The sequence below is a fragment of the Pseudomonas sp. FBCC-B1667 genome, assembly GCF_059133255.1.
The window spans coordinates 4,860,272-4,883,246 of record NZ_CP101437.1 but is presented as its reverse complement, the minus strand read 5'-3'; the positions used below and the strand labels follow the sequence as shown (position 1 = coordinate 4,883,246).

28 protein-coding genes and 1 pseudogene are annotated in these 22,975 nt (G+C 53.9%); 16 read left to right on the top strand and 13 right to left on the bottom strand.

The window, feature by feature from the left end:
- The first annotated feature begins 430 nt into the window (after positions 1-430).
- Together NL116_RS22470 and NL116_RS22465 are read left to right on the top strand one after the other, a co-directional pair.
- Positions 431-958, top strand: a complete 528-nt coding sequence (locus NL116_RS22470; RefSeq protein ID WP_494374089.1) for a hypothetical protein — start codon at positions 431-433, stop codon at positions 956-958.
- Positions 959-1,173: 215 nt separating this feature from the next.
- On the top strand, positions 1,174-1,383 hold the full coding sequence (locus tag NL116_RS22465) for a hypothetical protein (RefSeq protein ID WP_494374088.1): 210 nt from the start codon (positions 1,174-1,176) through the stop codon (positions 1,381-1,383).
- Positions 1,384-1,470: 87 nt separating this feature from the next.
- Here the strand turns inward: NL116_RS22465 and NL116_RS22460 are convergent, their stop codons facing one another.
- From NL116_RS22460 to NL116_RS22445, 4 genes are all read right to left on the bottom strand, one after another.
- On the bottom strand, positions 1,471-1,662 hold the full coding sequence (locus tag NL116_RS22460; protein ID WP_053160612.1) for a hypothetical protein: 192 nt from the start codon (positions 1,660-1,662) through the stop codon (positions 1,471-1,473).
- Positions 1,663-1,883: 221 nt separating this feature from the next.
- On the bottom strand, positions 1,884-2,483 hold the full coding sequence (locus NL116_RS22455) for a hypothetical protein (RefSeq protein WP_494374087.1): 600 nt from the start codon (positions 2,481-2,483) through the stop codon (positions 1,884-1,886).
- The gene (locus tag NL116_RS22450) at positions 2,480-2,917 is read right to left on the bottom strand and encodes a hypothetical protein (protein ID WP_494374086.1); all 438 of its coding nucleotides are present in this window, start codon (positions 2,915-2,917) and stop codon (positions 2,480-2,482) included. The genes NL116_RS22455 and NL116_RS22450 overlap by 4 nt, the downstream gene beginning before the upstream one ends.
- Positions 2,918-2,947: 30 nt before the next feature.
- A complete protein-coding gene (locus NL116_RS22445; protein ID WP_494374085.1) occupies positions 2,948-3,220 on the bottom strand; it encodes a hypothetical protein in 273 nt (90 codons plus the stop codon).
- 239 nt (positions 3,221-3,459) lie between these two features.
- Between NL116_RS22445 and NL116_RS22440 the strand changes: the two genes are divergently transcribed.
- A complete protein-coding gene (locus tag NL116_RS22440; protein ID WP_494374084.1) occupies positions 3,460-3,849 on the top strand; it encodes a hypothetical protein in 390 nt (129 codons plus the stop codon).
- Here NL116_RS22440 and NL116_RS22435 read toward each other — a convergent pair.
- The 6 genes and pseudogenes from NL116_RS22435 to NL116_RS22410 all read right to left on the bottom strand — a co-directional run.
- Positions 3,766-3,987, bottom strand: a pseudogene (locus NL116_RS22435) (Sir2 family NAD-dependent protein deacetylase); the annotation flags it as partial. The gene NL116_RS22440 and the pseudogene NL116_RS22435 sit on opposite strands and share 84 nt — an antisense overlap.
- A gap of 238 nt (positions 3,988-4,225) precedes the next feature.
- Positions 4,226-5,989 (bottom strand): anti-phage-associated helicase HerA, encoded by a 1,764-nt coding sequence (gene herA / locus NL116_RS22430; RefSeq protein WP_494374083.1) that lies wholly within the window; start codon positions 5,987-5,989, stop codon positions 4,226-4,228.
- Positions 5,986-7,236: a DUF4297 family anti-phage-associated protein gene (locus NL116_RS22425; protein ID WP_494374082.1), complete on the bottom strand. Its 1,251-nt coding sequence runs from the start codon at positions 7,234-7,236 to the stop codon at positions 5,986-5,988. Before NL116_RS22425 ends, herA begins: the two co-directional genes overlap by 4 nt.
- A 1,012-nt stretch (positions 7,237-8,248) precedes the next feature.
- Complete coding sequence (locus NL116_RS22420) at positions 8,249-8,872, bottom strand: DUF6338 family protein (RefSeq protein WP_494374081.1); 624 nt, start codon at positions 8,870-8,872, stop codon at positions 8,249-8,251.
- Between the two features lie 124 nt (positions 8,873-8,996).
- On the bottom strand, positions 8,997-9,356 hold the full coding sequence (locus tag NL116_RS22415) for a 4-fold beta flower protein (RefSeq protein ID WP_494374080.1): 360 nt from the start codon (positions 9,354-9,356) through the stop codon (positions 8,997-8,999).
- Positions 9,357-9,422: 66 nt separating this feature from the next.
- Positions 9,423-9,569, bottom strand: a complete 147-nt coding sequence (locus tag NL116_RS22410) for a hypothetical protein (RefSeq protein ID WP_169922231.1) — start codon at positions 9,567-9,569, stop codon at positions 9,423-9,425.
- A 384-nt stretch (positions 9,570-9,953) separates the two neighbouring features.
- Between NL116_RS22410 and NL116_RS22405 the strand changes: the two genes are divergently transcribed.
- Positions 9,954-10,829 (top strand): helix-turn-helix transcriptional regulator, encoded by an 876-nt coding sequence (locus tag NL116_RS22405; RefSeq protein WP_150757618.1) that lies wholly within the window; start codon positions 9,954-9,956, stop codon positions 10,827-10,829.
- A 29-nt stretch (positions 10,830-10,858) separates the two neighbouring features.
- Here NL116_RS22405 and NL116_RS22400 read toward each other — a convergent pair whose 3' ends face one another.
- Entirely contained in the window at positions 10,859-11,704 is an 846-nt protein-coding gene (locus NL116_RS22400) for a hypothetical protein (RefSeq protein ID WP_494374079.1), read from the bottom strand.
- 23 nt (positions 11,705-11,727) lie between these two features.
- On the opposite strand from NL116_RS22400, the gene NL116_RS22395 reads away from it, so the two are divergent.
- On the top strand, positions 11,728-11,904 hold the full coding sequence (locus tag NL116_RS22395) for a hypothetical protein (protein ID WP_494374078.1): 177 nt from the start codon (positions 11,728-11,730) through the stop codon (positions 11,902-11,904).
- Between the two features lie 468 nt (positions 11,905-12,372).
- Positions 12,373-12,867 carry a PH domain-containing protein gene (locus tag NL116_RS22390; protein ID WP_494374077.1) on the top strand — a complete coding sequence of 165 codons (495 nt, stop codon included), beginning with the start codon at positions 12,373-12,375 and terminating at the stop codon, positions 12,865-12,867.
- Positions 12,868-13,179: 312 nt separating this feature from the next.
- Here NL116_RS22390 and NL116_RS22385 read toward each other — a convergent pair whose 3' ends face one another.
- Together NL116_RS22385 and NL116_RS22380 are read right to left on the bottom strand one after the other, a co-directional pair.
- The gene (locus tag NL116_RS22385) at positions 13,180-13,503 is read right to left on the bottom strand and encodes a hypothetical protein (RefSeq protein WP_494374076.1); all 324 of its coding nucleotides are present in this window, start codon (positions 13,501-13,503) and stop codon (positions 13,180-13,182) included.
- Between the two features lie 179 nt (positions 13,504-13,682).
- The gene (locus NL116_RS22380) at positions 13,683-14,021 is read right to left on the bottom strand and encodes a hypothetical protein (RefSeq protein ID WP_494374075.1); all 339 of its coding nucleotides are present in this window, start codon (positions 14,019-14,021) and stop codon (positions 13,683-13,685) included.
- Between the two features lie 895 nt (positions 14,022-14,916).
- On the opposite strand from NL116_RS22380, the gene tmk reads away from it, so the two are divergent.
- The 10 genes from tmk to NL116_RS22330 all read left to right on the top strand — a co-directional run bounded on the left by tmk (position 14,917) and on the right by NL116_RS22330 (position 22,975).
- Entirely contained in the window at positions 14,917-15,540 is a 624-nt protein-coding gene (gene tmk / locus NL116_RS22375; RefSeq protein ID WP_494378115.1) for a dTMP kinase, read from the top strand.
- Complete coding sequence (locus NL116_RS22370) at positions 15,533-16,519, top strand: DNA polymerase III subunit delta' (protein ID WP_494374074.1); 987 nt, start codon at positions 15,533-15,535, stop codon at positions 16,517-16,519. The genes tmk and NL116_RS22370 overlap by 8 nt, the downstream gene beginning before the upstream one ends.
- A 42-nt stretch (positions 16,520-16,561) precedes the next feature.
- Positions 16,562-16,918, top strand: a complete 357-nt coding sequence (locus NL116_RS22365; protein WP_494374073.1) for a PilZ domain-containing protein — start codon at positions 16,562-16,564, stop codon at positions 16,916-16,918.
- 14 nt (positions 16,919-16,932) lie between these two features.
- Entirely contained in the window at positions 16,933-17,721 is a 789-nt protein-coding gene (locus NL116_RS22360) for a TatD family hydrolase (RefSeq protein WP_494374072.1), read from the top strand.
- Between the two features lie 387 nt (positions 17,722-18,108).
- A complete protein-coding gene (locus NL116_RS22355) occupies positions 18,109-18,747 on the top strand; it encodes a TetR/AcrR family transcriptional regulator (protein ID WP_008152317.1) in 639 nt (212 codons plus the stop codon).
- Between the two features lie 139 nt (positions 18,748-18,886).
- Positions 18,887-19,855: a GTP 3',8-cyclase MoaA gene (locus NL116_RS22350; protein WP_494374071.1), complete on the top strand. Its 969-nt coding sequence runs from the start codon at positions 18,887-18,889 to the stop codon at positions 19,853-19,855.
- 112 nt (positions 19,856-19,967) lie between these two features.
- Complete coding sequence (locus NL116_RS22345) at positions 19,968-20,573, top strand: DUF4823 domain-containing protein (RefSeq protein WP_494374070.1); 606 nt, start codon at positions 19,968-19,970, stop codon at positions 20,571-20,573.
- A gap of 15 nt (positions 20,574-20,588) precedes the next feature.
- The gene (locus NL116_RS22340; RefSeq protein WP_494374069.1) at positions 20,589-21,149 is read left to right on the top strand and encodes a DUF1285 domain-containing protein; all 561 of its coding nucleotides are present in this window, start codon (positions 20,589-20,591) and stop codon (positions 21,147-21,149) included.
- Positions 21,150-21,338: 189 nt separating this feature from the next.
- Complete coding sequence (locus NL116_RS22335; protein ID WP_494374068.1) at positions 21,339-22,055, top strand: FadR/GntR family transcriptional regulator; 717 nt, start codon at positions 21,339-21,341, stop codon at positions 22,053-22,055.
- Positions 22,056-22,099: 44 nt separating this feature from the next.
- The gene (locus NL116_RS22330; RefSeq protein WP_494374067.1) at positions 22,100-22,975 is read left to right on the top strand and encodes an SMP-30/gluconolactonase/LRE family protein; all 876 of its coding nucleotides are present in this window, start codon (positions 22,100-22,102) and stop codon (positions 22,973-22,975) included.

Genomic DNA, 22,975 nt, shown 5'->3' with positions numbered 1-22,975 from the left:
CGATGCGATAAGTCGGGCATCAAGCAGGCCTTGGGTCTGTGACATCGCTTTCGCCGGCATCGAGTTGATCGCGAATCCATGCGATCAATGCCTCTCGTCCACCAGGGTAACCATCCGGCGCCGCCCGAAGATGGCATCGCGGAGCACCTGGCAAACCTTCCTTGCTGTAAGTCCAGGCACAGGCTCGTCAGGACAATCGGATAAAATCATAAACGAAACCAGTCGGCTTTGATCGTTTTGCCTATTCGTCACGCCAATCTACGGATGGCCTGGCGATAAGTTAGTCATCTACTAATTTTCGCGCGTGGTGCCGGGGTGTTATGCCCGTGTCTAGACGGCTGGATAGACAACGTCAGGCCGTCTATTCTCTAAGAAGCAAGGAGACGGACTAAATGCAGTCTGCGGCCAATTAGAGCGAAAGGAGCAACCAGTGAAGGTTCCATCAAGTCGAAATCCATCCATCTCCACTTCGAAAAATCCGTTCATAGCAACCTCGCTGAACCCTACGGTGGCTACGTCGCTGAATCCAAACGTAGCGACGAGCAAAAACCCGTTCGTGGCCACCAGCCTGAATCCTCATGTTGCTACTAGCAACAACCCGCTGATCGCTACGAGTCTTAACTACAAGGTTGCCTCAAGCCTCAATCCTAGGGTCTCGTCACGTCTTAATCCCAAGGTCAGCAGTTCGTTGAACCCGAACGTATCGTCCAACATTGAAGGGTTGTATCTATGGAATCTCGACCTTGTGCAAGATGGGTTCACCGCCCGAGCAAACGACCGTGTTGTGCTGATGTACGACGTCAATGCCGAGTTCAGTGGGGTGCTGATCTCGGCAAAGGCGAACCATTGGAATCAGTTTGACCTCGATAATAAGTGGGTTGGGTATTGGGTGCATGCTAAGGAAAACACGTGGCTGCGTTACACCTTGCGCAATCAGTGGTACGGCTTTACCACCTGAATATCGATTCACGAGTCAGTGGGGGAGGCGGGAAGCATCTAGCGTCACTTCCTCATCCATGACAAAGCTAAGGTTCAACCGTTGATTTATGCGCTCGCATGTAAGCGGAGCGCACAGGCACGAGGATGAAACCGCGTAGGGCCGAGACTTAAACCCGGTTCACGACAGCCGCTCCCGAAGGGCACGCAACAACCACAATTTACGTGGAGAGGCAGATGGGTAAGGCAGACGATGACGACACAGTCTATTGCGACGTTCAAATGCCCTTGGCGCAAGGCCGGGAACTGCTGCAGTTGGTGAGTATCCTGAGAGAGTCAAATGCTTACCCGGCTCTCAACAGAGTCTTTGAGCGCATGCAATACGAGCTCAGTACCTCAATCGATATCGTTGAGAACGCGCCTACCTGGGGCCCATGGTGTCAGTAAGTCGAGCTTCTGTGGACACCTTTGTGTTGTAGTTTTGAAACCATGTTAAAGAGCTGTGGCTGCAAACAGGTTGCCTGCTCAATACCGTTATTTTTGAACCAAGTCTTTGTATAACTCTCGGGCCTCAAGGATCTGATCCCTGATCTCCTCAGGGTCAATCCTCACGCCACCTCGTGGTGTCGTCTGCAGTGTCTTCAGGCTGTTGGCTGCCTTGATGAACGCTCGCTCTTCTGCTTGAACCCATTCAGGACGTTTGTCTTTCCAAAATGACCATAACATCGGGCTAACTCCACCACTGATTGGATGGAAGCAGTATGTGGGAGCTTCAGGTAATGTCCAAGCCGAGAAGTGACTTAGGTCATCGTGCGAGCGGAGCGCGCAGACCAGGAAGGTCGAAGGCATGAGGATGGAAGCCCGCAGGGCCAAGACCCGTCGATTGACCGGGTTGGTTTACGACAGCCATCCCCAGAGGGGCATGCCCCAAAAATAGGATCTAACGGTTATCGAACCGCGCGCTGATCGTTCGTACGAGAAGCTACACCCATGGCGTAAAGATCATAAGTTTTTCGCAACAACACTTCGTCATCAGACGATACATGTGCGTGCGTAAAGACTGTCGACAAGAACCGCTTGCGTTCGCCGTTGCCAATCTCAGACCAAACCCTAGGTTGCCCTTGAGCATCTGGGACTGCCAAGCGATCAAGAAGGTACTCCTCTAGGCTATGCAACCGCTGCAAGCCATCGATCAAAATATCGCTGTTCTCCGCCGTTGCTCGCCCGACGGCCGAGTCGCACCAATCATTAGTGAGATAGCTTCCAAGATCCCCTCCAGACCACACAGCAACGATGAACCGAGTCTTCTGACCTACATTCCACACCACTGGGCGATGCCAAGACGGAATAGGAATGCCCATTACGAACCCCGAAGCCCAAGGATACTTCTCGTGAGCAGCAGATGGCTCTACCAGGTGTTTTTCCCAACGAGAAACCAAGATATCAATCGGATATTGGTTGGTGCTGGTTGCCAAAATTTGACGAGGCATTCGCAGGCTTGGATCTGAAATTTCGTCATCCGCGTAGCGCTGAAATTTGGAAGTCATGAATGTCCTTGGAGGAGGGGAGTTCTAAAGGTGGACGAAACATCTGAGCGGATGAAATGCCGCCGCCACTCGTCAACGATTGAGATGATCAGTAAGTCACGCTCTGTGGAGATTTCGATCTGCTCACCGTCGATGAGCGCTTGCGCATAGCCCTCAGCGAAGGCTGCAGCCCTGTCAAAGCCCGAAAGGGAGTCAGAGGACTCAATGTAGCTGACTAAACGATCCCACGTCCTGCGTTGACGATGACCTTGGATGGTCTCGGCAAACGACACAGCGCCTTTCAGGCAGTGTGCAAATGCGATCGTTGGTAGGTTCAAAGCTGGTTTCTCGGATGTCATAGATATGACAAACGGTTCGTTCTGAAAAATCTTGAGCTCGATAGGAACATTTTTTCGAAAGCTCACATCATCCATGATGAAGATCTGCCGTCTCACTGCGCCGTTTCCACTCAGGGGAGGCGGGACTCATCCTTCATCTCTTGATAGTTCAGTGAGTGCCGAGGCTAGCGCCGTCGCCTGCTGAGGCGTGAACCTAAAGCGCCATTCATCGATTTTGACTGAAATTACGCCGTTGGATTCTGTGTCCAAGAGAACTGCGTAACTGTTGTCATCGTCTATCAACTCACCTTCGGGGGTGCCTGGCCAAGTGAAGATGGCGAGCCTAAATTCGTCCAAGTCACCCTCGGGCGAACCATGTTTGAACGTGAAAAATCTGTTCGGGGGCAGCTTTGTACTCATGGTCTCGATATTCCTCAGAAAATAAGTCGCATGACTATTTAAACGGAGGCGAAATTCGAAACTTGAGTGGTGGGTTAAAAAAGACATCTGCCTGAAAAATACTTTGCGCAGCGCTAAAGTTTTGCTCGAAATAATCCGTTAAGTTTGTATTTCACGGAAAAGCGCTGTGTGGGAAATGATGAGAGAGCATAATTTTGCGGAAATTATTAGATTCAGGGCCGAGCGCGCATTTTCATCTCATGAAGATGATGAATCGCGGATGCTGTGGAATCATTTCTGAGCTCATGGGCGATTATTTCAACACCCTGGGGCTCGGAGACTTCTTCTACGTTTGTGGAATGAAGGAGGGTGCTTCACATGCCTGGCTTGAAATCGATGGACTGATCGTCGACATCACAGGAGATCAATTCCCTGGCCGACCTAGCATCTATGTCGACACACCAGACGCTTGGTACGGCGAATGGGAGCAGGACACCAATCACCTGGCAGTTCATGAGCCCTCCGCATTTTTCTATGGTGAAGAGCGCCAGTTCCTCGAACGGGTGGACTACCTTTCGGCGGCGCCATTCATACCAGCCCCAGCACAGGCTTGGGTCAGCAAGATAAGCCTCTGGGTTAGCCAACCTTGATGGGTCGAACCGCTCCCATAGTCCCGTCAGTGCTTCTCGAAATGTTGGAATACCGCTCTCTGCTGAAGCCCCCGCACCTGTGAAAACCACGACGTGATTTGCGTCTGCTAAGCACTTCGCAATTTCGTCCATCGGCATCGGCTCATCTCCAGGCTCAGAAGCAAACATCATCCCCAATATCCTGAATCAACCAAGGCGATCTCGTCCTCGAGCGCCTCCAGTACAGCCTTCTGTTTCTGTCAGTGACAGAGGAGCTGGTCAGCGGTGTGCGGATTGGTGGCATGGCTTCAATGATCGGCGACCGACCCGGCGATTGCCTACCTGAAGCTAGGCCGGGCCGTTCGTGCTCCTCGGTTCTCAAGATGAGCAGCAGCGTTTATTTCAGCCACTCAGTTGTAATGTCATCGAAGCTGAGATCTTTCCATTCGTCCTTCCACAACTCCCAATATGGGATGTCGGCAGACGATGGCGCTGGATCGCAGACGTCGATCTTTACCAGAGATGGCATCACCAGTGAATCGCCGATTAAGAGCGCTTCACCGGCGCCCAGGTTTGGCATTTTCTCAATTAGCTTGCCCAACGTGTCCGGCAGCAGTCTGCGAACATAATTCTGATCGCTTGGGTTCGTAAGGCGCATTGCGACAAAGTTGTTGCATTGGGAGAAGATGGTTTCTGAGATCTCGGATGGACGCTGACTGGAAAGCAGCAACGTAACACCGTATTTACGACCTTCTTTTGCGATCCGTTCGATAGACTGTTTTGCTGCTCGGTACTTTGTGAGCTCACTGGTGGGTACGTATTTATGAGCCTCTTCATACACCAGCAGGATAGGGGCATCGTTATTGATGGTTTCCCCGTTTTTCGTCCGGTATACCTTATAGTGGTAGCCATGTTCAAAGATCAGCCGGGAGATAAGCGACACGGTGATGCTCAGTACCTCAAACGGAATTCCGCTCAGGTCGAGGACGGTTACGTTAGCGGTTTTACCTGGCATGTAACCTATTAGGTTACGGAGGGTGCCCTCAAGCGAGGCAGCCTTAGCGTCAGGGCCAAACAGGAATCGCAACCTCTCCTGAGAAACCTTAGACTCAAAGCGTGTGAAAAATTTATCCAGGGATCCATCAGCATAACTACCATTGGTAATGCTTTGAGGTTTTGTTGAGTGGAATTCTAGTTTTTCTTCAAAATATTTCAGGAGGCGTTGGTCATCGTTGAGTAGAATGCCTGTAGTTGGGTCGGTCTTGCCCTCACTCAATAGCTGGTAACTGCCATCGTTGATCATGTAGAGGTTGGAGTTCTTTGCGTTTGTTGTTTCATTCTTGATGTTGTAGAGCGCGTTCATGACTTCATGGATATCAAAGAAGACGGGGCTATCGTAGAAGATCTTAGCGAAAGCCTTGTTGTGCTTCTTTTTATTTTCCGTTACTAGGTATCGGAAAACAGAGGACTGGTTGTAGTTGTCGCGTTCTCCGGTGTCGAGGAGTACCTCTTCTAATTCCTCACTGTTGAGTAACCAGTAGGGGAGGTTCAAGCTATTGATGTCGATATGGTTGGCATCAGGGAAAGCTGTTTTGTACTCGGAGTGAATGTCAAAAATAATAGCATGAGAGTTGTTGGGAGAGTTGCTTGCGGTTTTTGCTGTAGAAGTTTGAATGATTCGGGTGACGGTATTCGACTTGCCCGCACCAGTTGAGCCCACAACGGCAATATGCTTGTTGAAGAACTTGTTTCCGTCAACAGGTACCCTGATCTCAGGATCTGCGAGCAACGCTGAGAACTCGAGTTTCTTGTGTTCGGGTACGGAATCCTCAAAGATTTTTTTGATGTCGTTTAGTGTGGCAGGCTCTACCCCGGTTGGAGGTATAGTCAGAGCATCTCCACCTCGAATGAATTTTCCATCCTTGATTACCCCCAGCGGTAAAGCTTCGATGACATGCCGGCGATCCGATTTATGGTCTACTTCAATCAGAAAGCTCTCGATGATGGCAATGAGAACGCAATCCTCATGGTCTGTCACTCTCAGGTAGGAGCCAACACGCAACAACGGATGGCCATCGGTAAAACTGCCTAGGTCATCTACGCAGATTCGAACTTTGTTAGGGTAAACTGCAATGACCTCAGCTTGCGGTTTTGCTGTCATCTGATCATCTCCTTGATGTCTTCGAGGGAATCAACCTTGATTGCTGCGTACAATGCTGCTTGGGGAAGATCCAAGCCGGCTGTAGGGGTTTCGTGGTAAAACTCGAACACCTCAATGGGGCGGCGATGCGCTCCACGCAATGTGCTATTGAGGTCGGTCAGTTCGTCAATCAGCTTCAGGCGTGTTTCCGTATGAGAAGTAGGCCCTTTCAAGATAGAGTCCACGTAGAATTCTGATCCCTTGAAGTCATGTCCATCAAGGAAGAGGATAGTCGAGTCTCGTAAAGACTTTTTCAGTTCTCTATGTCCTGCTTCATCTGTATTGGCTAGATGAAGGTATGGACAAAATCTGTCGTTATCTCTGATTCTAGAGCTTGCGCGGTTAGAGAACTTTTTACTGAATTTCAGTGCCAAGTCCAGCGCATTTCCCACGTTCAAGCTGTTGCGAGGAAGGTTTACAATAAAAAACCTTGCCTTGTTCTCAATTGATGTGGCAGCGCTCTGCTTGAAATATTTGTCTCGCACCAGAGTGGCATACTTTTTCGCGCCTTGATATTGCTTAAGCCAGCTGCTAAATAGCAAGTTCTTGTTGTTGATTTCCCTGAGGAACCTTTTTTTGGTGGTTTCTCGCGCCGCCTGATTTTGCTCGATTGCTAGGGCTCGGATGTTGTTGATCGATGCAGGGTAAAAAAGGTTTTCGGCGTCTTCTTTTGTGGCGCCTGGTATGGTAGAGGTCAGTAATTTGGTGATGCTTTCAAACTGGCTCTCATAGCTTTGAGCAAATACGTCGATTTCAAGTTGGCCCGCGAATTGGAGTATTTCAGCATCTGTGATGTTATTCTTCGCATGAACCAGTTCGGCCGGGCCTTCTTTCTTTGTTGTTGTCAGGAAGTGAGTTTTAATAAATTCTACGGTTATTAAGTGTCTTTCTGGCAGTTTTTCTTGGCCACTATTGTAGTGGCCGTAAAGTTTGTACTTTGGAAGAGGTGTCTTTGTTGAGCCTACATTCTTGAAGTGAACAATCATTGCTGCGATTGCAGGCTTGATCACGGAGTGGTTGTAATCCGTGGCTGCATAATATTTGCATTGAATGTACTTTTCGTTCGATACGTCATCAATGTCGACGTCTTCGACCCCCTCGACGGTTATACAGGCATCCTCATCGACTGCTTGCAGCAACTGAAGAATTGCGAAATCGAACTGGTAAAAGTAGCCCTTGATGGTCGCGTTGGCAGCCCGGTTAACCATTAATATGTCCTATTAGCAATGGCATCGAGATAGGCGGCGCGAATCAAATATTTGCACCTGCCGTTGAGAGGAGGCCCATGAGACCGTCATAGTTTCGTCGTTATAGCCCGCCCTGGAGACAGAGTATCTATCACCAAAGTGGCATGGTGATAGCGCGTTAGGCGTGGTTGTTTCAAATTGATGCAATTCTAGATTGCAATAGGTTTCGCGCGGAATGTGCCAAGGCGACATCTGTCAGATGTGCGGAGGCGCACAAAAGAGTCGCGGGCTGCTTAACCTATTGGATTTAAATGATTTTTTTGGTGGTGTTGATGTTGAACTGCTCATTTGTCTGATACCTCTACGTTCTACTGAGAACATGCGACATCGAGTAATAGAGGTGGTCGGGGCTAAGCATTTCTACCTCCACATCCGACTTACAGGCAGAAAAAAACCACCGGAAGGCGGTTTAGGGGTCTTGCTCGGGGTCTCCGGCTCGAGCCAGCGGGCTTTGGGCGTGCTGCTCTCGATGTCATTTCCAGTGATTGACGGCATCGGGTGGAAATCTCCAGGGGAGCAGAGCTCTCGATTAGTGTTGGGCTTACCGGACGCTGCAGTGCTGACCATTACAAGACTGCCTTCATCGAGATCGTCTTACCGCTTTGGAGGAGCTGGTGGCGGAGCAGCTGGTGGAGCAGCCGGGCGCTGACTTGTTGTTTGCTTGCTTATGCCGTCATTAACGTGAATCTTGCCGCCAGTTTGATTGGTCATGGTGATCACCGTTTGTTTGGAGGTGGTGGCGCCTTGGGAGGCGTAGCTGGACGCTGGGCAAATGGCTTAGATGGACTTGATTGTCCAATGCTGGGCCGGCGTGGTTGGGGCGATATGCCTCTTTCTTCGTACATGATCAACCTCTTATTTTTTTGGAGCCTTTGGCGGCGCTGGTGGTGGTGCTTTAGGGCGGATATTGGTTGGTGCCGGAGGGCTGACGTTCATGCCATCGTTGGCAATCCGCTGCTCAAGTACATGCTGCCTAGGTTGGTTCTCGTTGCTCACTTTCGGTTACCTCCTCTAAGAACTCGATCAGGTAGACGTCGCAGTTGGCGATGAGATAGCTCTCGATCCCAGGCGTCTCTATCCACTTATTGTTTTCGTCCATCCAGCACGGCTGGGTGATCAGGAAATGACCTTCCTTGGGATCGGTCGGCCATACGGCGGGATACCCGAACAGCCGGCGACCATCGAGCAAGGTCAGCACGACGGTCATACCTTCCCGCTTGCGAAATGCATATATCCACTCTGGGTACGAGGAGCGGGAGGTGAGGGTCAGCCATCTGGCGAACCTGTATAGGTAGTCATGATTCGACGCGAAGGCTAAAAGCAAGCCCAGCACCACCGCCAGGCCGATACCCCAGACACCCTCTACTTGGATCGTCCATTCACCCAATGTGAAGTAGTGCTCACCAACCCAGCCCAGGCCTGCCTTGATGCCTGCGACCATCATGGTGATCAGGCCGGTGCCGATCAGTGCTTGAACGGTGCGTTCGAACTGGCCAGGTTTTTTCACATCTGCCAGCCAGTAGAAAATCATGGCGGTAAGGAAGCCTGGGATCAGCGTCTGAACCAGCGGGATTATTTTTGTGGCCAGGTCTTCCATTACGTACCTCTAAATAAGCCACCAACTGGTGGAATCCCGGAATTCTGCTCAATGACCAAGCAAGGGTGTTGAAAGGTTACTCACCCAAACACGTCCGTGTGTGAGGGAGTTACCTGATTGGTGATTAGAAGAAGAAAAATTGCTGACTGGAGAGCTGAGACCAGGTGCTCCGATTCAACGGTTTCAACGGCCTGAGTTGTCGCAACTGCTTAAGAGGCTTCAGTTGCTTCAACCCCTTAAGTGGCATCAGTCGAAGCATCGGCCTCGTTACGCCAAGTCTTGCACCATCGGTGAAAAAGGCGACATGGCCACTGTTGTCGCGTATGACTCCGTCAGTCATGAGGCCTAGGTGATGTCCCTGGTAGGAATAAACGGAGCCATCATATAGGTAAGCTACGGGGCGACCGCTGATTGTGAAGATGTGCTCACCATCATCGGTATACGTGATGGGGGCACCGGCTCGATCGTAGAAAATCAATGACATGAAAACTCTCCATCCGAGAGGAGGGCAGGGCACCGATGTGCCCTGAGCTCTGTTAAGCGATCAAAATCAATTGGCCGCTTTAGGGCGAATTACGATGCGAAACGGCTGGCCGTTGGCGCGACGTATCACCTTGCCGTTGCGAGTGCGGATGGTCATGCGGTAGATGACCTCGCCTTCGGCTTCGGGCTTGTCGAACATTTCGAGCTGAGACATGGCTTGTCTCCTATCGAGGCGGCTCGAACACAGAACTCGCTACCCTTGCGTCAGCAGCCCACAAGGGCTACCATCACAGAGCTTTCTGAACAAAAGCGCGAGAGATATCTGGAACCAGTTCAGATATCTTTTTCTTAAAGCCGGTCAAGGTGCGAACTTGATCGGCTTTTTCGTTTCTGGCTGATTGCCTCCATCCATGCCCCTTCCGATTCACGTCAGGTGCTGTAGATAAGGGTCTATCGAAACCATGTGCAAAGCCTATCATCATCAATTTGATTAGGTCAAGCGATCGTGTGCTACGATGCGACCATATAAAACGACCGGCCATGCTCTTGGTCGGACAGCAAGACAGGTAAGACGGTGAAAAGGCAAGACGGAGTGGATATGAGTAAATTGAGCGAATACAGCCAGGCCCAGCGTGAGCGCCTGGTTTATATCGATTTTCGCCTGTATTTCACGGGTGTGGTCTCGCGTAATGATCTGATGGATCGATTCGGTTTGGGCGCTGCGGCTGCTACTCGAGATTTTGCTCAGTATCGTGAAATAGCTCCAGGCAACACTGAGCTCGACACCGTCAGCAAGCTTTATGTGATCCGGGAAACATTTTCCCCGCTGGTAGCGCATCCGCCTGAGCGAGTGCTAACTGCTCTAACGCAGGGATACGGGTACAGCCTAGATGGTGAGAAGCCGCTCATTCTCAACGAATCCGTTTCGCTGCTCAGCCAGCCTAAGGTGGAGATCCTTGCACCGATCTCGCGCGCGATTAGCCTGAACCAGGTGGTGAAAATCAGCTATACGTCGGCCTCGGGTGAATCTGAGCGTGAAATTGTACCCTTTGCCATTAGCTGTGATGGCCTTCGCTGGCATGTCCGGGCTTACGATAGAAAGCGCGAAGATTTCGTGGACTTTGTTCTAGCCCGAGTCGGCGCTGCTCAGATTCAGCAGGGGCAGAAGCCCTTGGAGAAAGAGACTCTAAAGAATGATGACCAGTGGAATCGGATGCTGGATCTACCCCTAGTCCCGCACCCTGATAAAAACTGCGCTCAAATCATGATGCGGGACTACGATATGCCTGACGGCGTGCTTAGGCTGCGGGTGCGCGCCGCGATGGCTGGGTATGTGCTGCAGCAGTACCACGTGGACTGCTCGACCGATCACAGCTTTGCCGACGAGGCCTATCGGCTCTGGTTGAGCGACCCCTTGGCTCTCTATGGTGTTAAAAGCGCCAAGCTTGCGCCGGGCTATAAAAGTCCCAACTGACAGTCAGGTCGGGCCCTATCGAGATGAGTTCATCGGTAGGGAATCTGAGCGGGCGTAGAGGGGGAGCAGCGAGAGGCATCCTCCTGCCGAGGCTGCGCAAGTGCCAGCCATTTATTCGCGCAGAGGCGTTCAAGCTGAGTTGATGCTTGAGCGCCTTGAAGGCCCACGTTTACCGGTTGCTGCTGCGCTTGTGCATTAGCCCCAGGGCTTGCAGCGGAAGGGATAATCACCCAGATGCAGGCTACGGCACCAGCAGCAAGAAGCAGCCTCTCCACCATTTTGATGAAGCCTTCGTGTTTTTTCGTCCTGGCATCCTTGTACATCAGCCACAACCGCCAGGCGTAATCCCTCACACTTTGCTGGTGGTGGGCGCTCGTGATCGAAAGGTACTTGAAGAACGTGGAGAACAGCTGCCTGATAACCTTGTCAGTCAATTTTTCTGGGCTCGAGTACATTCCCAAGATGATGTTATCTTCGGTCATCTTCAGCACTGCAGAGCTGTACGGCGACATAAACACTGTGACAGCCCCCGAAGGAGATTGGTTGAGCCACAGTGCAGCATCTTTTTCGAAGAGGGTTTTGGCGACGCCTTGAGGGTGCTTTTCGCTTTTTTCCAAGTTATCGAGGCCTAGCATCCGGAGACCACATGTCAACTGCAACTGGGCAAGGTATTGGCCCTCTGGCAGATGACGGTAAGCGTCTGGAGCGACGGGATGAAGGTAGAAAGAGCCAAAATGGCCAGCTAGCGGTGAGTGCTCAATCTCGTCGAACACAGCCTGAATCCGCTTCACCATCGCTGGCCACATCCGTCGACGCTTCACAGATTCCAGATCATCGAGCTTGATACGCTCTGCATACTTCTCAAAAGCTTTCATGCCGCCTCTACTGCAACGTCCAAATGCCGATGACCAAAGGATACGAGCTTCACAACCTCATCTCCGAACTCCGCGCCTCCGGCAACCACCCTGGACTCGAATCTGTGTTCAAAGAGATGCAAGGCGAGCTTGAGATGTCTATTGAGTTCGTCGAAAGCATGCTGAGCGGCTCAGACGGGTTCTGGCGCAAACCTCATTAGCGGCTGAACGCCATGACCATCAATGATCTGCATCAACGGGAAGCTTTACGCCGAAAAGCACTCTGGGCGCTGGCCCATCTGGCGCCAGGAGATCCTCGAACCGCTCCCATCCTGGAAGTTCTTGAAGGGCTCGATCATGACGATTCCAGCCCCCCAACTAATGAATTGCAGGAGCTTGTGCGCTCAGAATCGCGCTCTGACGGGCGTAAAATCGTGCGAGATGAAAGTATCCCTCAGCCGTGGCGCCAGCGATTTCTCTGTGCAAGTCGAGGCTCAACTCGGTTCGTAGAAGGAGCGTACTTCGACGATTGGGAAAAGTTCTTGCGAGAATGGGATGCGGAAATGGCGCATCTAGAGCGGTGTCGTGTAGCCCGACAAACTTCCTGAACTTTATTCTTTAAGTGAGCTCAAGTTTCTGTGAGGCCATCCGTTTCAATATGGATGAGCCATTAATAATACAGGTGCTTGATGTCTGATGCTGTAGAGTTTCTCGAGGTTTACCGGGATTTTATCTGCTGGAGAAGCAGAGAGTCCGCAGATTTTTATGGTTGCGTTGTGTCTCAAACTCCTGATGGTTACGTGAAGCTGGTTTTCGATGTCGGCGGATTTGAGGTTAGCCAAGAAACTGCGAGTGACTTGGGGCTGTGCTTGGCAGAAGAAGTGGCGACTTCCTATCTTGCTGATGGATTCGATATTAACCCTCCACCTCCGCGTGAGGAGACAGTGTTCAAGCGGGGCGCGTGGGGCGGTGTAACGAGCAATGTAAGCGTGCGTAACGGCAGTCACGAGTTCTTTTCGAGCGGGAGTGGCGAGACGTTGATCCGAGTGAATGGAATTGAAGAGCGCGGCTTTGAAATCGTCTTCGAGCACATGTGTTTTTCGTTTTCGCGGGAAGATGCCCTGTGGCTTAGTGCGAAGTTAATGGCAGTCTGTGGGCGCGCGCCTGCCTTCCCGTTTGGCTAGTTAAGGATGCTTATTAGAAACTGGCGTCGTGGGCATCCATAGCTTCTTGGAGTGAGGAAAACCAAGCGAGCGACTCACCGTCTGCAGATGATTTGAGTCGCTCAGCGACCTGGTGGGTTGCCGAGCCTGATTCGGTTGCGTTGTGTGTGTTGGGGAAGTATTGAGTCGCAGCGACGGCAAAGTTCAACGCTCCCAGGCTCTGTAGGCATACATAATTTATGGAGGCGCCTCCGCTGAGATAGCGCCAAGTAACCAGCTCAATATAGTCAATGTGCGGGTCGGTACTTTTGAGGTTTGGTCGCTTTGGTGCGGTTAGTATTGTGGGCCTTGGTTGTCTTGGTTGTCTTGGTTGTCTTGGTTGTCTTGGTTGTCTTGGTTCTCTTGTGTGTCTTGGTGGTGGGTGGCGCGGCGATGAACAGGATCTACAAGGTGTATGTAAGCAGCTCGTGCCTCTGTGATTTGATCGCGAATTTCTTCGGGGTCAATCGACATTCCGCCGCGTTCGGTCACCATGAGGGTCTTTAGATTATTTACTGCTGCAATGAAATCCTTTTCTTGCCTGATTACATGTTCTGGCCGTTTGTCCCGAAGTAGGTGTCGAGCGACACCGGAGCACCACTTGATAACCTGCCTCATCTCTAGCACCTAGTCTTCCTAAACGCTCCTAAAAAGGGCGAGGTCAGGTGAGTAGTCCTCAATCCCAAGCTTGGCCCGTTGCATAAGCTCCTGGTTAAACATGTCCAGCATTCCGATTTCATCAAGGGGAGAGTGTTCTTGGTTCTCGGTGAAAACCACCAAGCTCCAATCACTCCCGGCTACCTTTCGTATAAGTTTTCCCAGGCAAATACGAAAGCTTTGAGTTTTTCGTCATTCAGATTCTGATCGATAATGATGTCCAGGCGCTCCTTGCTCAAGCGCAGCACCTTAATCGGCGAAAAGAACCTTACAGCTAATGCTTCTTCAATTAGGCTGATAATCCGCAGATCTTGCTCTTGATCCCAAATTACGGCAAACCGCTGTAAGCCAACTGATTTTCGGAATCCCAATGCTGGAGTATGTGGTTGCGAGGACGAAAATATGGTGTAAGAAAGCACCTTGTCGTCGGCTGTATATGAGCTTTCGATTTCAGTATGTAGGAATCGTGAATAAAGCATGGGGTCGGGTTTTCCAAATAATAAGAATCCACTACGCCCGGGGGCAGCTCATTCGGGCGTTTGCGTTGCTGTTTTGTTGTTCTATTTACTGGAATGCAATTAGGGGTGCTGAGTCAAGGGTTTTTTGTGTTTGGTACTAGCTTTCAGATGAGCAAACAGTAATCTATAAGTATGTTTTGATGTTGTTTTTCTAATGGTCGATATATGTGTTTTGTTGTTGTCAATTTATATTCAATTGCTGAGTTTTTGGGGCGGGTAGGGGCAGATGGTTGTTGGTTGTTGTGCGTGAGATTTCTCAGACTTTCCAAGCCTTCGGGGTCGGTGGATATGGGAGGGATGCAGGAGGCGTTGATGCCCTGACCCTCAGAGTTGGGTGGGATTCAGGGCGGGCTTTTTCGTGCTGGCTTCCTCTATATATAGAAGGGCAGCGGGGCCGGATGATCCAGGGTGGGGAAGTGGCTAGGTTGCTCTCGGTCGTAGCAACTACGTCCATGATCGGTGCTTTCGGGAACCGGGTAGCAGATCGAATGGTGTAACGATGGTTGACACCCAGTGTGCAGCGGGGCCGAGGTGCCGCTGGTCGTTGTTGGTTGGCCAGGTTGGGCTGGAGAGCATCTCCCATTCGGCCAGACAGACGGGGTTCAAAGGTATAGAATCCGCGCTCGGCTCGTGTAGGTTTACATTTCGGTCTACCATCGACCCCGCGATTTTCCCTTGTTGGTGCGGTAGAGCGAAAAGCGGTTTACATTTTTACCTCTGCAGTGCCATGTTTACGGCGTGGTTGTCACGATCTGACGATTGCTGCCGATTTTTGATGATTTTGAAGGTGTTCAACCCTTTGAATTTGCTAGGTTTTTTTAGATTTCTACTGGTTCAAATCCGAGTGTCTCTCGGGTTGACATTCGATGCGCGAGATTTATTTGGCGGGGGCAAAAGCACCAATCGCGAATACCTGGCCGAACGCCTGCGCGCTGCCGGTATCGAAGTGCTGCTGACCCGCGAACCGGGTGGTACGCCGTTGGCCGAGCGGATTCGCGAAGTGCTGCTGGCCCCGGTTGATGAAGTCATGAACCCCGACACGGAACTGCTGCTGGTGTTTGCCGCGCGAGCCCAACATTTGGCCGAGGTGATTCGCCCGGCGCTAGCCCGTGGTGCGGTGGTGTTGTGTGATCGCTTCACGGATTCCACTTACGCCTATCAGGGCGGCGGTCGCGGTTTGTCGCTGGAACGTATCGCTACGCTCGAAACCTTTGTCCAGGGCGATCTGCGCCCGGACTTGACGCTGATCTTCGATCTGCCGGTGGAAGTGGGCCTGGCCCGCGCCAGCGCTCGTGGTCGCCTGGACCGCTTCGAACTTGAAGGCCGAACCTTTTTTGATGCAGTGCGCAGTGCGTTCCTCCAGCGCGCTAAGGCGGATCCGGCGCGGTATGTGCTGGTCAATGCCGCCCAGCCGCTGGCGCAGGTTCAGCAATCGCTGGACGCCTTGATGCCGCGTCTGCTGGAGTTGACCCGTGGCTGAAGCCTATCCGTGGCAGGACAGCCTCTGGCAACAGTTGGCCGGTCGTAAGCAACACGCTCACGCCTATCTGCTGCATGGCCCGGCCGGAATCGGCAAGCGCGCGCTGGCGGAACGCTTGATGGCCAGCCTGCTGTGTCAGCGGCTAACCGCGCAGGACGCGTGTGGTGAATGCAAATCCTGCCTGCTGCTAAAGGCTGGCAGTCATCCCGACAATTACATCCTCGAGCCGGAAGAAGCCGACAAGGCGATCAAGGTCGATCAGGTGCGCGATCTGGTCAGTTTCGTGGTGCAGACTTCGCAGATGGGCGGGCGCAAAGTGGTATTGATCGAGCCGGTCGAGTCGATGAACGTCAACGCCGCCAACGCCTTGCTCAAAAGCCTGGAAGAGCCGTCGGGCGATACCGTTCTGCTGTTGGTCAGTCACCAGACCAGTCGTCTGTTGCCGACCATCAAGAGCCGCTGCGTGCAGCAGGCCTGCCCACTGCCGAGCGAAGCGATGAGCCTTGCGTGGCTGGCCAAGGCCTTGCCGGACAGCTCTGAAGAAGAGCGGGTCGAGCTGTTGACGCTGGCCGCCGGTTCTCCGCTGGGCGCGGTCAAGTTGCAGAATCAGGGTGTGCGCGAACAGCGGGCACTGGTGGTCGAGGGCGTGAAGAAGTTGCTCAAGCAACAGCAGTCGCCAACGCAATTGGCCGAAGAATGGAAAAGCATTCCGCAGTTGCTGCTGTTCGACTGGTTCTGCGACTGGTCGAGCCTGATCCTGCGCTATCAACTGACCCAGGATGAAAACGGTCTGGGATTGACGGACATGCGCAAGGTGATTCAGTACCTGGCCCAGAAAGCCGCTCAGGATAAAGTCCTGACTATTCAGGACTGGATCCTCGCCCAGCGTCAGAAGGTGATGAGCAAAGCCAACCTCAATCCGGCGCTGTTGCTGGAAGCGCTGCTGGTGCAGTGGGCCTCGCTGCCTACCCAGAAGTGATCGTCTGCGCCTAGACTCTGTGCATCAGCAGTGGAGGTCAGCATGAATGAACTCGTCAACCCGGGGCCGCGTAACGGCATTTTGTCCCTGACCATCAAGGACAAGTCTGTACTGTACGCGGCCTACATGCCCTTCATCACGAACGGCGGCCTGTTTATCCCGACCAACAAAAGCTACAAGTTGGGCGATGAGGTTTTCATGTTGCTGAACCTGATGGACGAAGCCGAGAAGATTCCGGTCGCGGGCAAAGTCACCTGGGTCACCCCCAAAGGCGCCCAGGGCAACCGCGCCGCCGGCGTCGGCGTGCAGTTCAACGACGGCGACAACACGGCACGCAGTCGAATCGAAACCCACCTGGCCGGAGCCCTCAAGTCCGACCGTCCTACTCATACGATGTAAGTTGCAGCCCTTTTATGCTCGTAGATTCCCATTGTCACCTTGATCGACTCGACCTCGCCGCCCACGACGGCTCCCTGGATGCGGCACTCGATGCGGCCCGTCAGCGCGGGGTAGGGCACTTTTTGTGCATCGGCGTCAGTGTCGACAACGCCGCCGACGTCAAAGCCCTGGCCGAACGCTATGACGACGTCGACTGTTCGGTCGGCGTTCATCCGCTGGACGTGCAGCCGGGCGCTGCGCCGGCGCTTGATTGGCTGTTGCGCGAGCTCAATCACCCGCGCGTCGTCGCGATTGGTGAAACCGGTCTGGATTATCACTACGAACCGGAAGCGGCCGAGTTGCAGCAGGAGTCGTTCCGCCTGCACCTGCAAGCAGCTCAGCAAACGGGCAAGCCGGTGATCATCCACACCCGTGGCGCCCGCGCCGATACCTTGAGCCTGTTGCGTGAAGCAGCACTGCCGCAGGCTGGCGTGCTGCATTGCTTCACCGAAGACTGGGACATGGCGAAGGACGCGCTGGACATGGGCTATTACATTTCCTTGTCCGGTATTGTCACTTTCCGCAATGCCGACGCGTTACGCGATGTGGCCAGCAAGGTGCCTGTCGACCGCTTGCTGGTTGAAACGGACTCGCCGTACCTCGCGCCAATTCCTTATCGCGGCAAACCGAACCTGCCGCAGTACGTGCGTGAAGTAGCTGAGTTTCTGGCCATGTTGCGAGGAGAGCCCTATGAGCGATTTGCCGAGCAGACGACCGAGAATTTCAAGCGGTTGTTCCCGTTGGCGCATGTGAAACCGGTTTAGGGCTCAAAATCGCCATCGATGGCGGGCTCGCTGCCAAGGGTCAAATCGCAGGCAAAAAAAACCCGGGTTCTGGGGGGGGAATCCGGGTTAAGACCATTAGGAGTAAAACAATGGCACGCGGTCCGTTGGTACCAATATCGGCGCAACACTTGGGGGAGATGTCTCGCCGACATTTCAAGTATTGATCACTATTGCGCCTAGTCCAGTTTATGGGCCCCGGTTTTTAAACAATTTTGGAATACGCCCGCTTCGGAAGAGTTCCTATCAATGAGCGAGCTTGCGTGAAATCGTCAAGAAACACAGATATGGTCGGATGATCCGTGCATTTTTGCGTAAGTTAGGCATAATACGCGGCTTCGAATTTTGACCCCAAACAGACCTTTTCTTATGCATAAAGAACCTCGTAAGGTCCGTGAATTTCGTCGCCGCGAGCAGGAAATTCTCGATACCGCGCTCAAGCTGTTCCTCGACCAAGGTGAAGACAGTGTCACCGTCGAGATGATTGCTGATGCCGTGGGTATCGGCAAAGGCACGATCTACAAGCACTTCAAATCCAAGGCGGAGATCTATCTGCGTCTGATGCTTGATTACGAGCGTGATTTGAACGAGCTGTTGCATTCGGCCGATGTCGACAAGGACAAGGAAGCGCTGTCCCGGGCCTACTTCGAATTCCGCATGCGCGATCCGCAACGTTATCGGTTGTTCGACCGCCTGGAAGAGAAGGTAGTCAAGGGCAATCAAGTGCCGGAGATGGTCGAGGAACTGCACAAGATCCGCGCCTCGAACTTCGAGCGCCTGACCCTGCTGATCAAAGGCCGGATCAGCGAAGGCAAGCTCGAAGATGTGCCGCCGTACTTCCATTACTGCGCATCCTGGGCACTGGTGCATGGCGCTGTGGCACTCTATCACTCGCCGTTCTGGAGTAATGTGCTGGAAGATCAGGAAGGCTTCTTCCAGTTCCTGATGGACATTGGCGTGCGCATGGGCAACAAGCGCAAGCGCGACACCGACACTCCGAGCAGTTGAACCATTCAGCTGCCTGATTGCGCCATGATTTCGCTATATGGCGCAGTACCGCAGGAATATACTCAGGCTTGGGTCTTGCCAAAACTTGAATTCTGAGTCAAGTTTTGCGCGTTCCAATTGTCCATTGCCGGAGTGATCCATGATCGTTGACCGTCAAGGCAGGCGTTTTCGCAATTTGCGGATTAGCCTGACCTCAGCCTGCAATTACGCGTGTACCTACTGCGTGCCCAACGGCAAGCGGCTGGTGGCTGCGCAGGATGAATTGTCGGCCGAGGCCATGGCGCGTGGTGTGGCGTATTTGATCGAAGCAGCCGGCATCGAGCGTTTGCGCATCACCGGCGGCGAGCCGCTGGTCAGCCCCAAACTCGAAGCCTTCATGACAGCCGTCGGCCAGATGGGCCTGGAAGACATCAGCCTGACCACCAATGGTCAGCTGCTTGCGAAAAAGCTGCCGTTGCTGGTGGACGCCGGCATTCGTCGTATCAACGTTTCCCTCGACACCCTGGACGCCAGCGCCTTTCGCAGCATCGCGCGTGGCGGCGATCTGGCGACCGTGCTCGACGGCATGGATCAGGCCAGCGCGGCGGGCATGAAGATCAAAGTCAACATGGTGCCGTTGCGCGGGCAGAACCTTGATCAGGTGATGCCGTTGCTCGATTACTGCCTGGAACGCGGCTATGAGTTGCGCTTCATTGAGCTGATGCGCATGGGCCACCTGGCCACCGACTTTAATGCGTTCCTGCAACAGTTCGTCAGCCTCCAGCAATTGCTGAGCCTGATAGGCGAGCGTTATGAATATCTGCAGGCCGATGCGCCGGTCGATGCCACAGCGGTGCGTTACGAGATTCCGGGGCAGGGGCACTTCGGCGTGATCGCCAATGAGAGTGTTCCGTTCTGCCGTACTTGTTCGCGCTTGCGCCTTTCGTCCACGGGCTGGCTGCATGGTTGCCTGTCCTCGAGCAATCGTCATTATGTCGGCGACCTGCTCGACAAGCCTCGCCATCAAGCGCTGCCGGCGTTACAGCGACTATTGGTGAAGGCCTTGGGTGACAAGCAGGAAGTGGCGTTCTCCGGTGGCGCGACAGTCATGAAGATTATTGGCGGCTGATCCGACTTGCTCGCGATTACGTTCTATAAAGCGGCAATGAACTTGAGCTGGCGCGGAAGCTGCATCCAATGGCCATTCGCCGGTTTTCCGTCACCGGCCTCTGGAGGGTAGGATGCGTAGCCTGGTTTTGCTGCTGGCCGTTTTGGTGCTTGGTGGCTGCATGAATGTCAGCGACATGGCTGAAGGGACTCGCTACCAGATGAGCGACGCGGGGCTGCTGGATCACAGCGACAGCCGTCGGGTGAACAACCTGCGAATTCAGCCGGACTCGTTCATTTACATCGCCCAAGGTGCTTTCTCGCCACCGGGCAGTCCTTACCCACGTCCAAACGTGGTGGCCGAAGAAGCCTTCGATGGCTTTATCGAATACTTTCCGATGGTTCGCCGCGCCCGTGCACCCGAAGGCCTCGATCAGGCCATGGCTGAAGCCCGTGCTGCCGGTGCCCATTACCTGCTTTACACGCGGTTTGCCAAGGCTGACGACCGCATCGGCAACTCCGATGAGTGGATCGATCAGGAATACGTGGACCGCCTCGGCATCGACAGCGGCGTAATTCAGATCATGTTGATCGAGACCAGCACCCAGTATTTGATTGATACTGCAACCATCAAGAGTCGTGGCGGTTTACTGACGTTCCACGATAACAAGCCAGAAGACCTGATCGGCCCACCCTTGCAGCAATACGCACGAGGCCTGATCGGGATCAGCGACCAGTAATCCAAGGAGAACACCATGAGTGGCCCGCAAAAAGCCAACGACTTGTTGGGGCAAATCCCCAAGACCATAGGCTTGCCACCGGTCCACCTGTGGAACCCCGATTTCTGTGGCGACATCGACATGCGCATCGCTCGCGACGGCACTTGGTATTACCTGGGCACGCCGATCGGGCGCAAGCCGATGGTCAAACTGTTCTCGACCATCATTCGTCGCGATGGCGATGATTACTTCCTGATCACTCCGGTGGAGAAGGTCGGAATCAAGGTCGACGATGCGCCGTTCGTGGCGATTGCCGTCGATGTGGAAGGCGAGGGTGAGGCTCAGTTGCTGCGGTTTACCACCAACGTTGATGAAACGGCCGAGGCCGGCGCGGAGCACCCGATTCGTGTCGTGATCAATCCGGTCACTCAAGAGCCTGCGCCTTACGTGCATGTGCGCACCAACCTTGAAGCCCTGATCCACCGCAATGTGTTCTACCAACTGGTGGAACTGGCCGTGACCCGTGAAATCGACGGGCAACGCTGGCTTGGCGTGTGGAGTGGCGGGGAGTTCTTCCCCATCGGTCTCGAGCCGTAATACATAACCCTGTGGGAGCGAGCTTGCTCGCGATGAGGCCATAACATTCACCACAATGTTGACTGTTATACCGCTATCGCGAGCAAGCTCGCTTCCACAGGGTTCTCTGTGTTCTTTCGATAATCCGGTTGACACCCAATCATGTGATGATTAGCGTGTTGCTCCATCGTGCGCGGCTTTGAGGTTTCCATGTCCAACAGTTTTCACGCCTCAACGGTCGATTGGCTGGGTTGCTGGATTGCCGCTGGCCAGGTGAAGCCCGGCGAAACCCTCAAGGTTGAAGCCGACCTGGGCGAGCAGCTCGGTGTCAGCCGCACGGTCATCCGTGAAGCCATCAAGACCCTGGTGGCCAAAGGCATGCTCGAAGTCGGGCCGAAAGTCGGCACGCGGGTGTTGCCGGTGCGCCGCTGGAACCTCTTCGATCCGCAAGTCGTCGGTTGGCTGTCACGCAGCGGTTTGCCCGAAAACTTCGTCGACGATTTGCTCGACCTGCGCCGCACCATCGAACCGATGGCCGTGCGCTGGGCCTGTGAGCGGGCGACGGTCGAGCAAGTCCAGGCGATCCTTCTGGCTTACAACGCACTGGAGCGGGCCGTGGACAGCGGCGTCGATTACAACCGCGCCGACCGGGTGTTCCACGAGCGCATCCTTGCCGCTAGCCACAATCAATTCATCGAACAAATGGTCCCGGCGCTCGGCGCACTGTTGGCGGTGTCGTTCGAAGTTTCCGCCGCCGACCCCGACGAACTGCGGCGTACGTTGCCCATCCATAAAGACATGGCCGACGCCATCGCCGCCCGTGACGCCGCGCGCGGGGTGTGGGCGTGCATGACCCTGATTGATAACGCAGACTTGGCGATCAAACGTTTCTACCCCCAAGTCATGGCCGACAAAAAAACCGGCTAACGAGCCACATTTCCCACAAAAACAAGAACAAGGCAGGAGGTTTCATGTCGTTGAATGCGTTGACCCAACACCGGGCGCGGCTCGGCGAAGGCCCGTTCTGGGATGCCCCGACACAGGCGCTGTACTGGGTCGACATTGCCGGCAAACAAGCCCTCCGGCTGATCGGCGCCAACGTCCAGATCTGGGAAATGCCGGAGCACATCTCCGCCTTCATCCCTTGCGAAAGCGGGGATGCGCTGGTCGCGCTGAGCAGCGGCGTCTATCGTCTGGATCTCGACTCGCCGGGCCTTGAGCCGCGTCTGACCTTGCTTTGCATGGCCGACCCGCAACCCGGCAATCGCCCCAACGAGGCCCGTTGCGATGCGCAGGGACGGCTCTGGCTCGGCACCATGCAGAACAACATCGGCGAAAACGGCGAAGACTTGCCGGTCACCCGTCGCTCCGGCGGCCTGTTTCGCGTCGACCGAGATGCCCGGGTCACGCCGCTGCTTCGCGGACTGGGAATTCCCAACACGCTGTTGTGGAGCGAAGACGCCACAACGCTGTTTTTCGCCGACAGCCTCGACGCCACGCTGTACCGCTACTTCATCCACGCCGACGGCAATCTGGACACCGCGTACGTCTGGTTCGGTCCCGACAAGCGTGGGGTCCCGGACGGCTCGGCCATGGACGCCGAAGGCTGCCTCTGGAACGCCCGCTGGGACGGCAGTTGCCTGATACGGCTGACCCCGGAGGGCCACGTTGATCGAATCATTGAACTGCCCGTCAGTCGTCCCACCAGTTGCGTATTCGGCGGCGAAGACCTGAAAACCCTGTACATCACCAGCGCGGCGAGCCCACTCAACCATCCGCTGGATGGCGCGGTGTTGTCGCTTCGAGTGGAGGTGGCCGGAACACTTTGTACACGTTTCGCTGGCTAA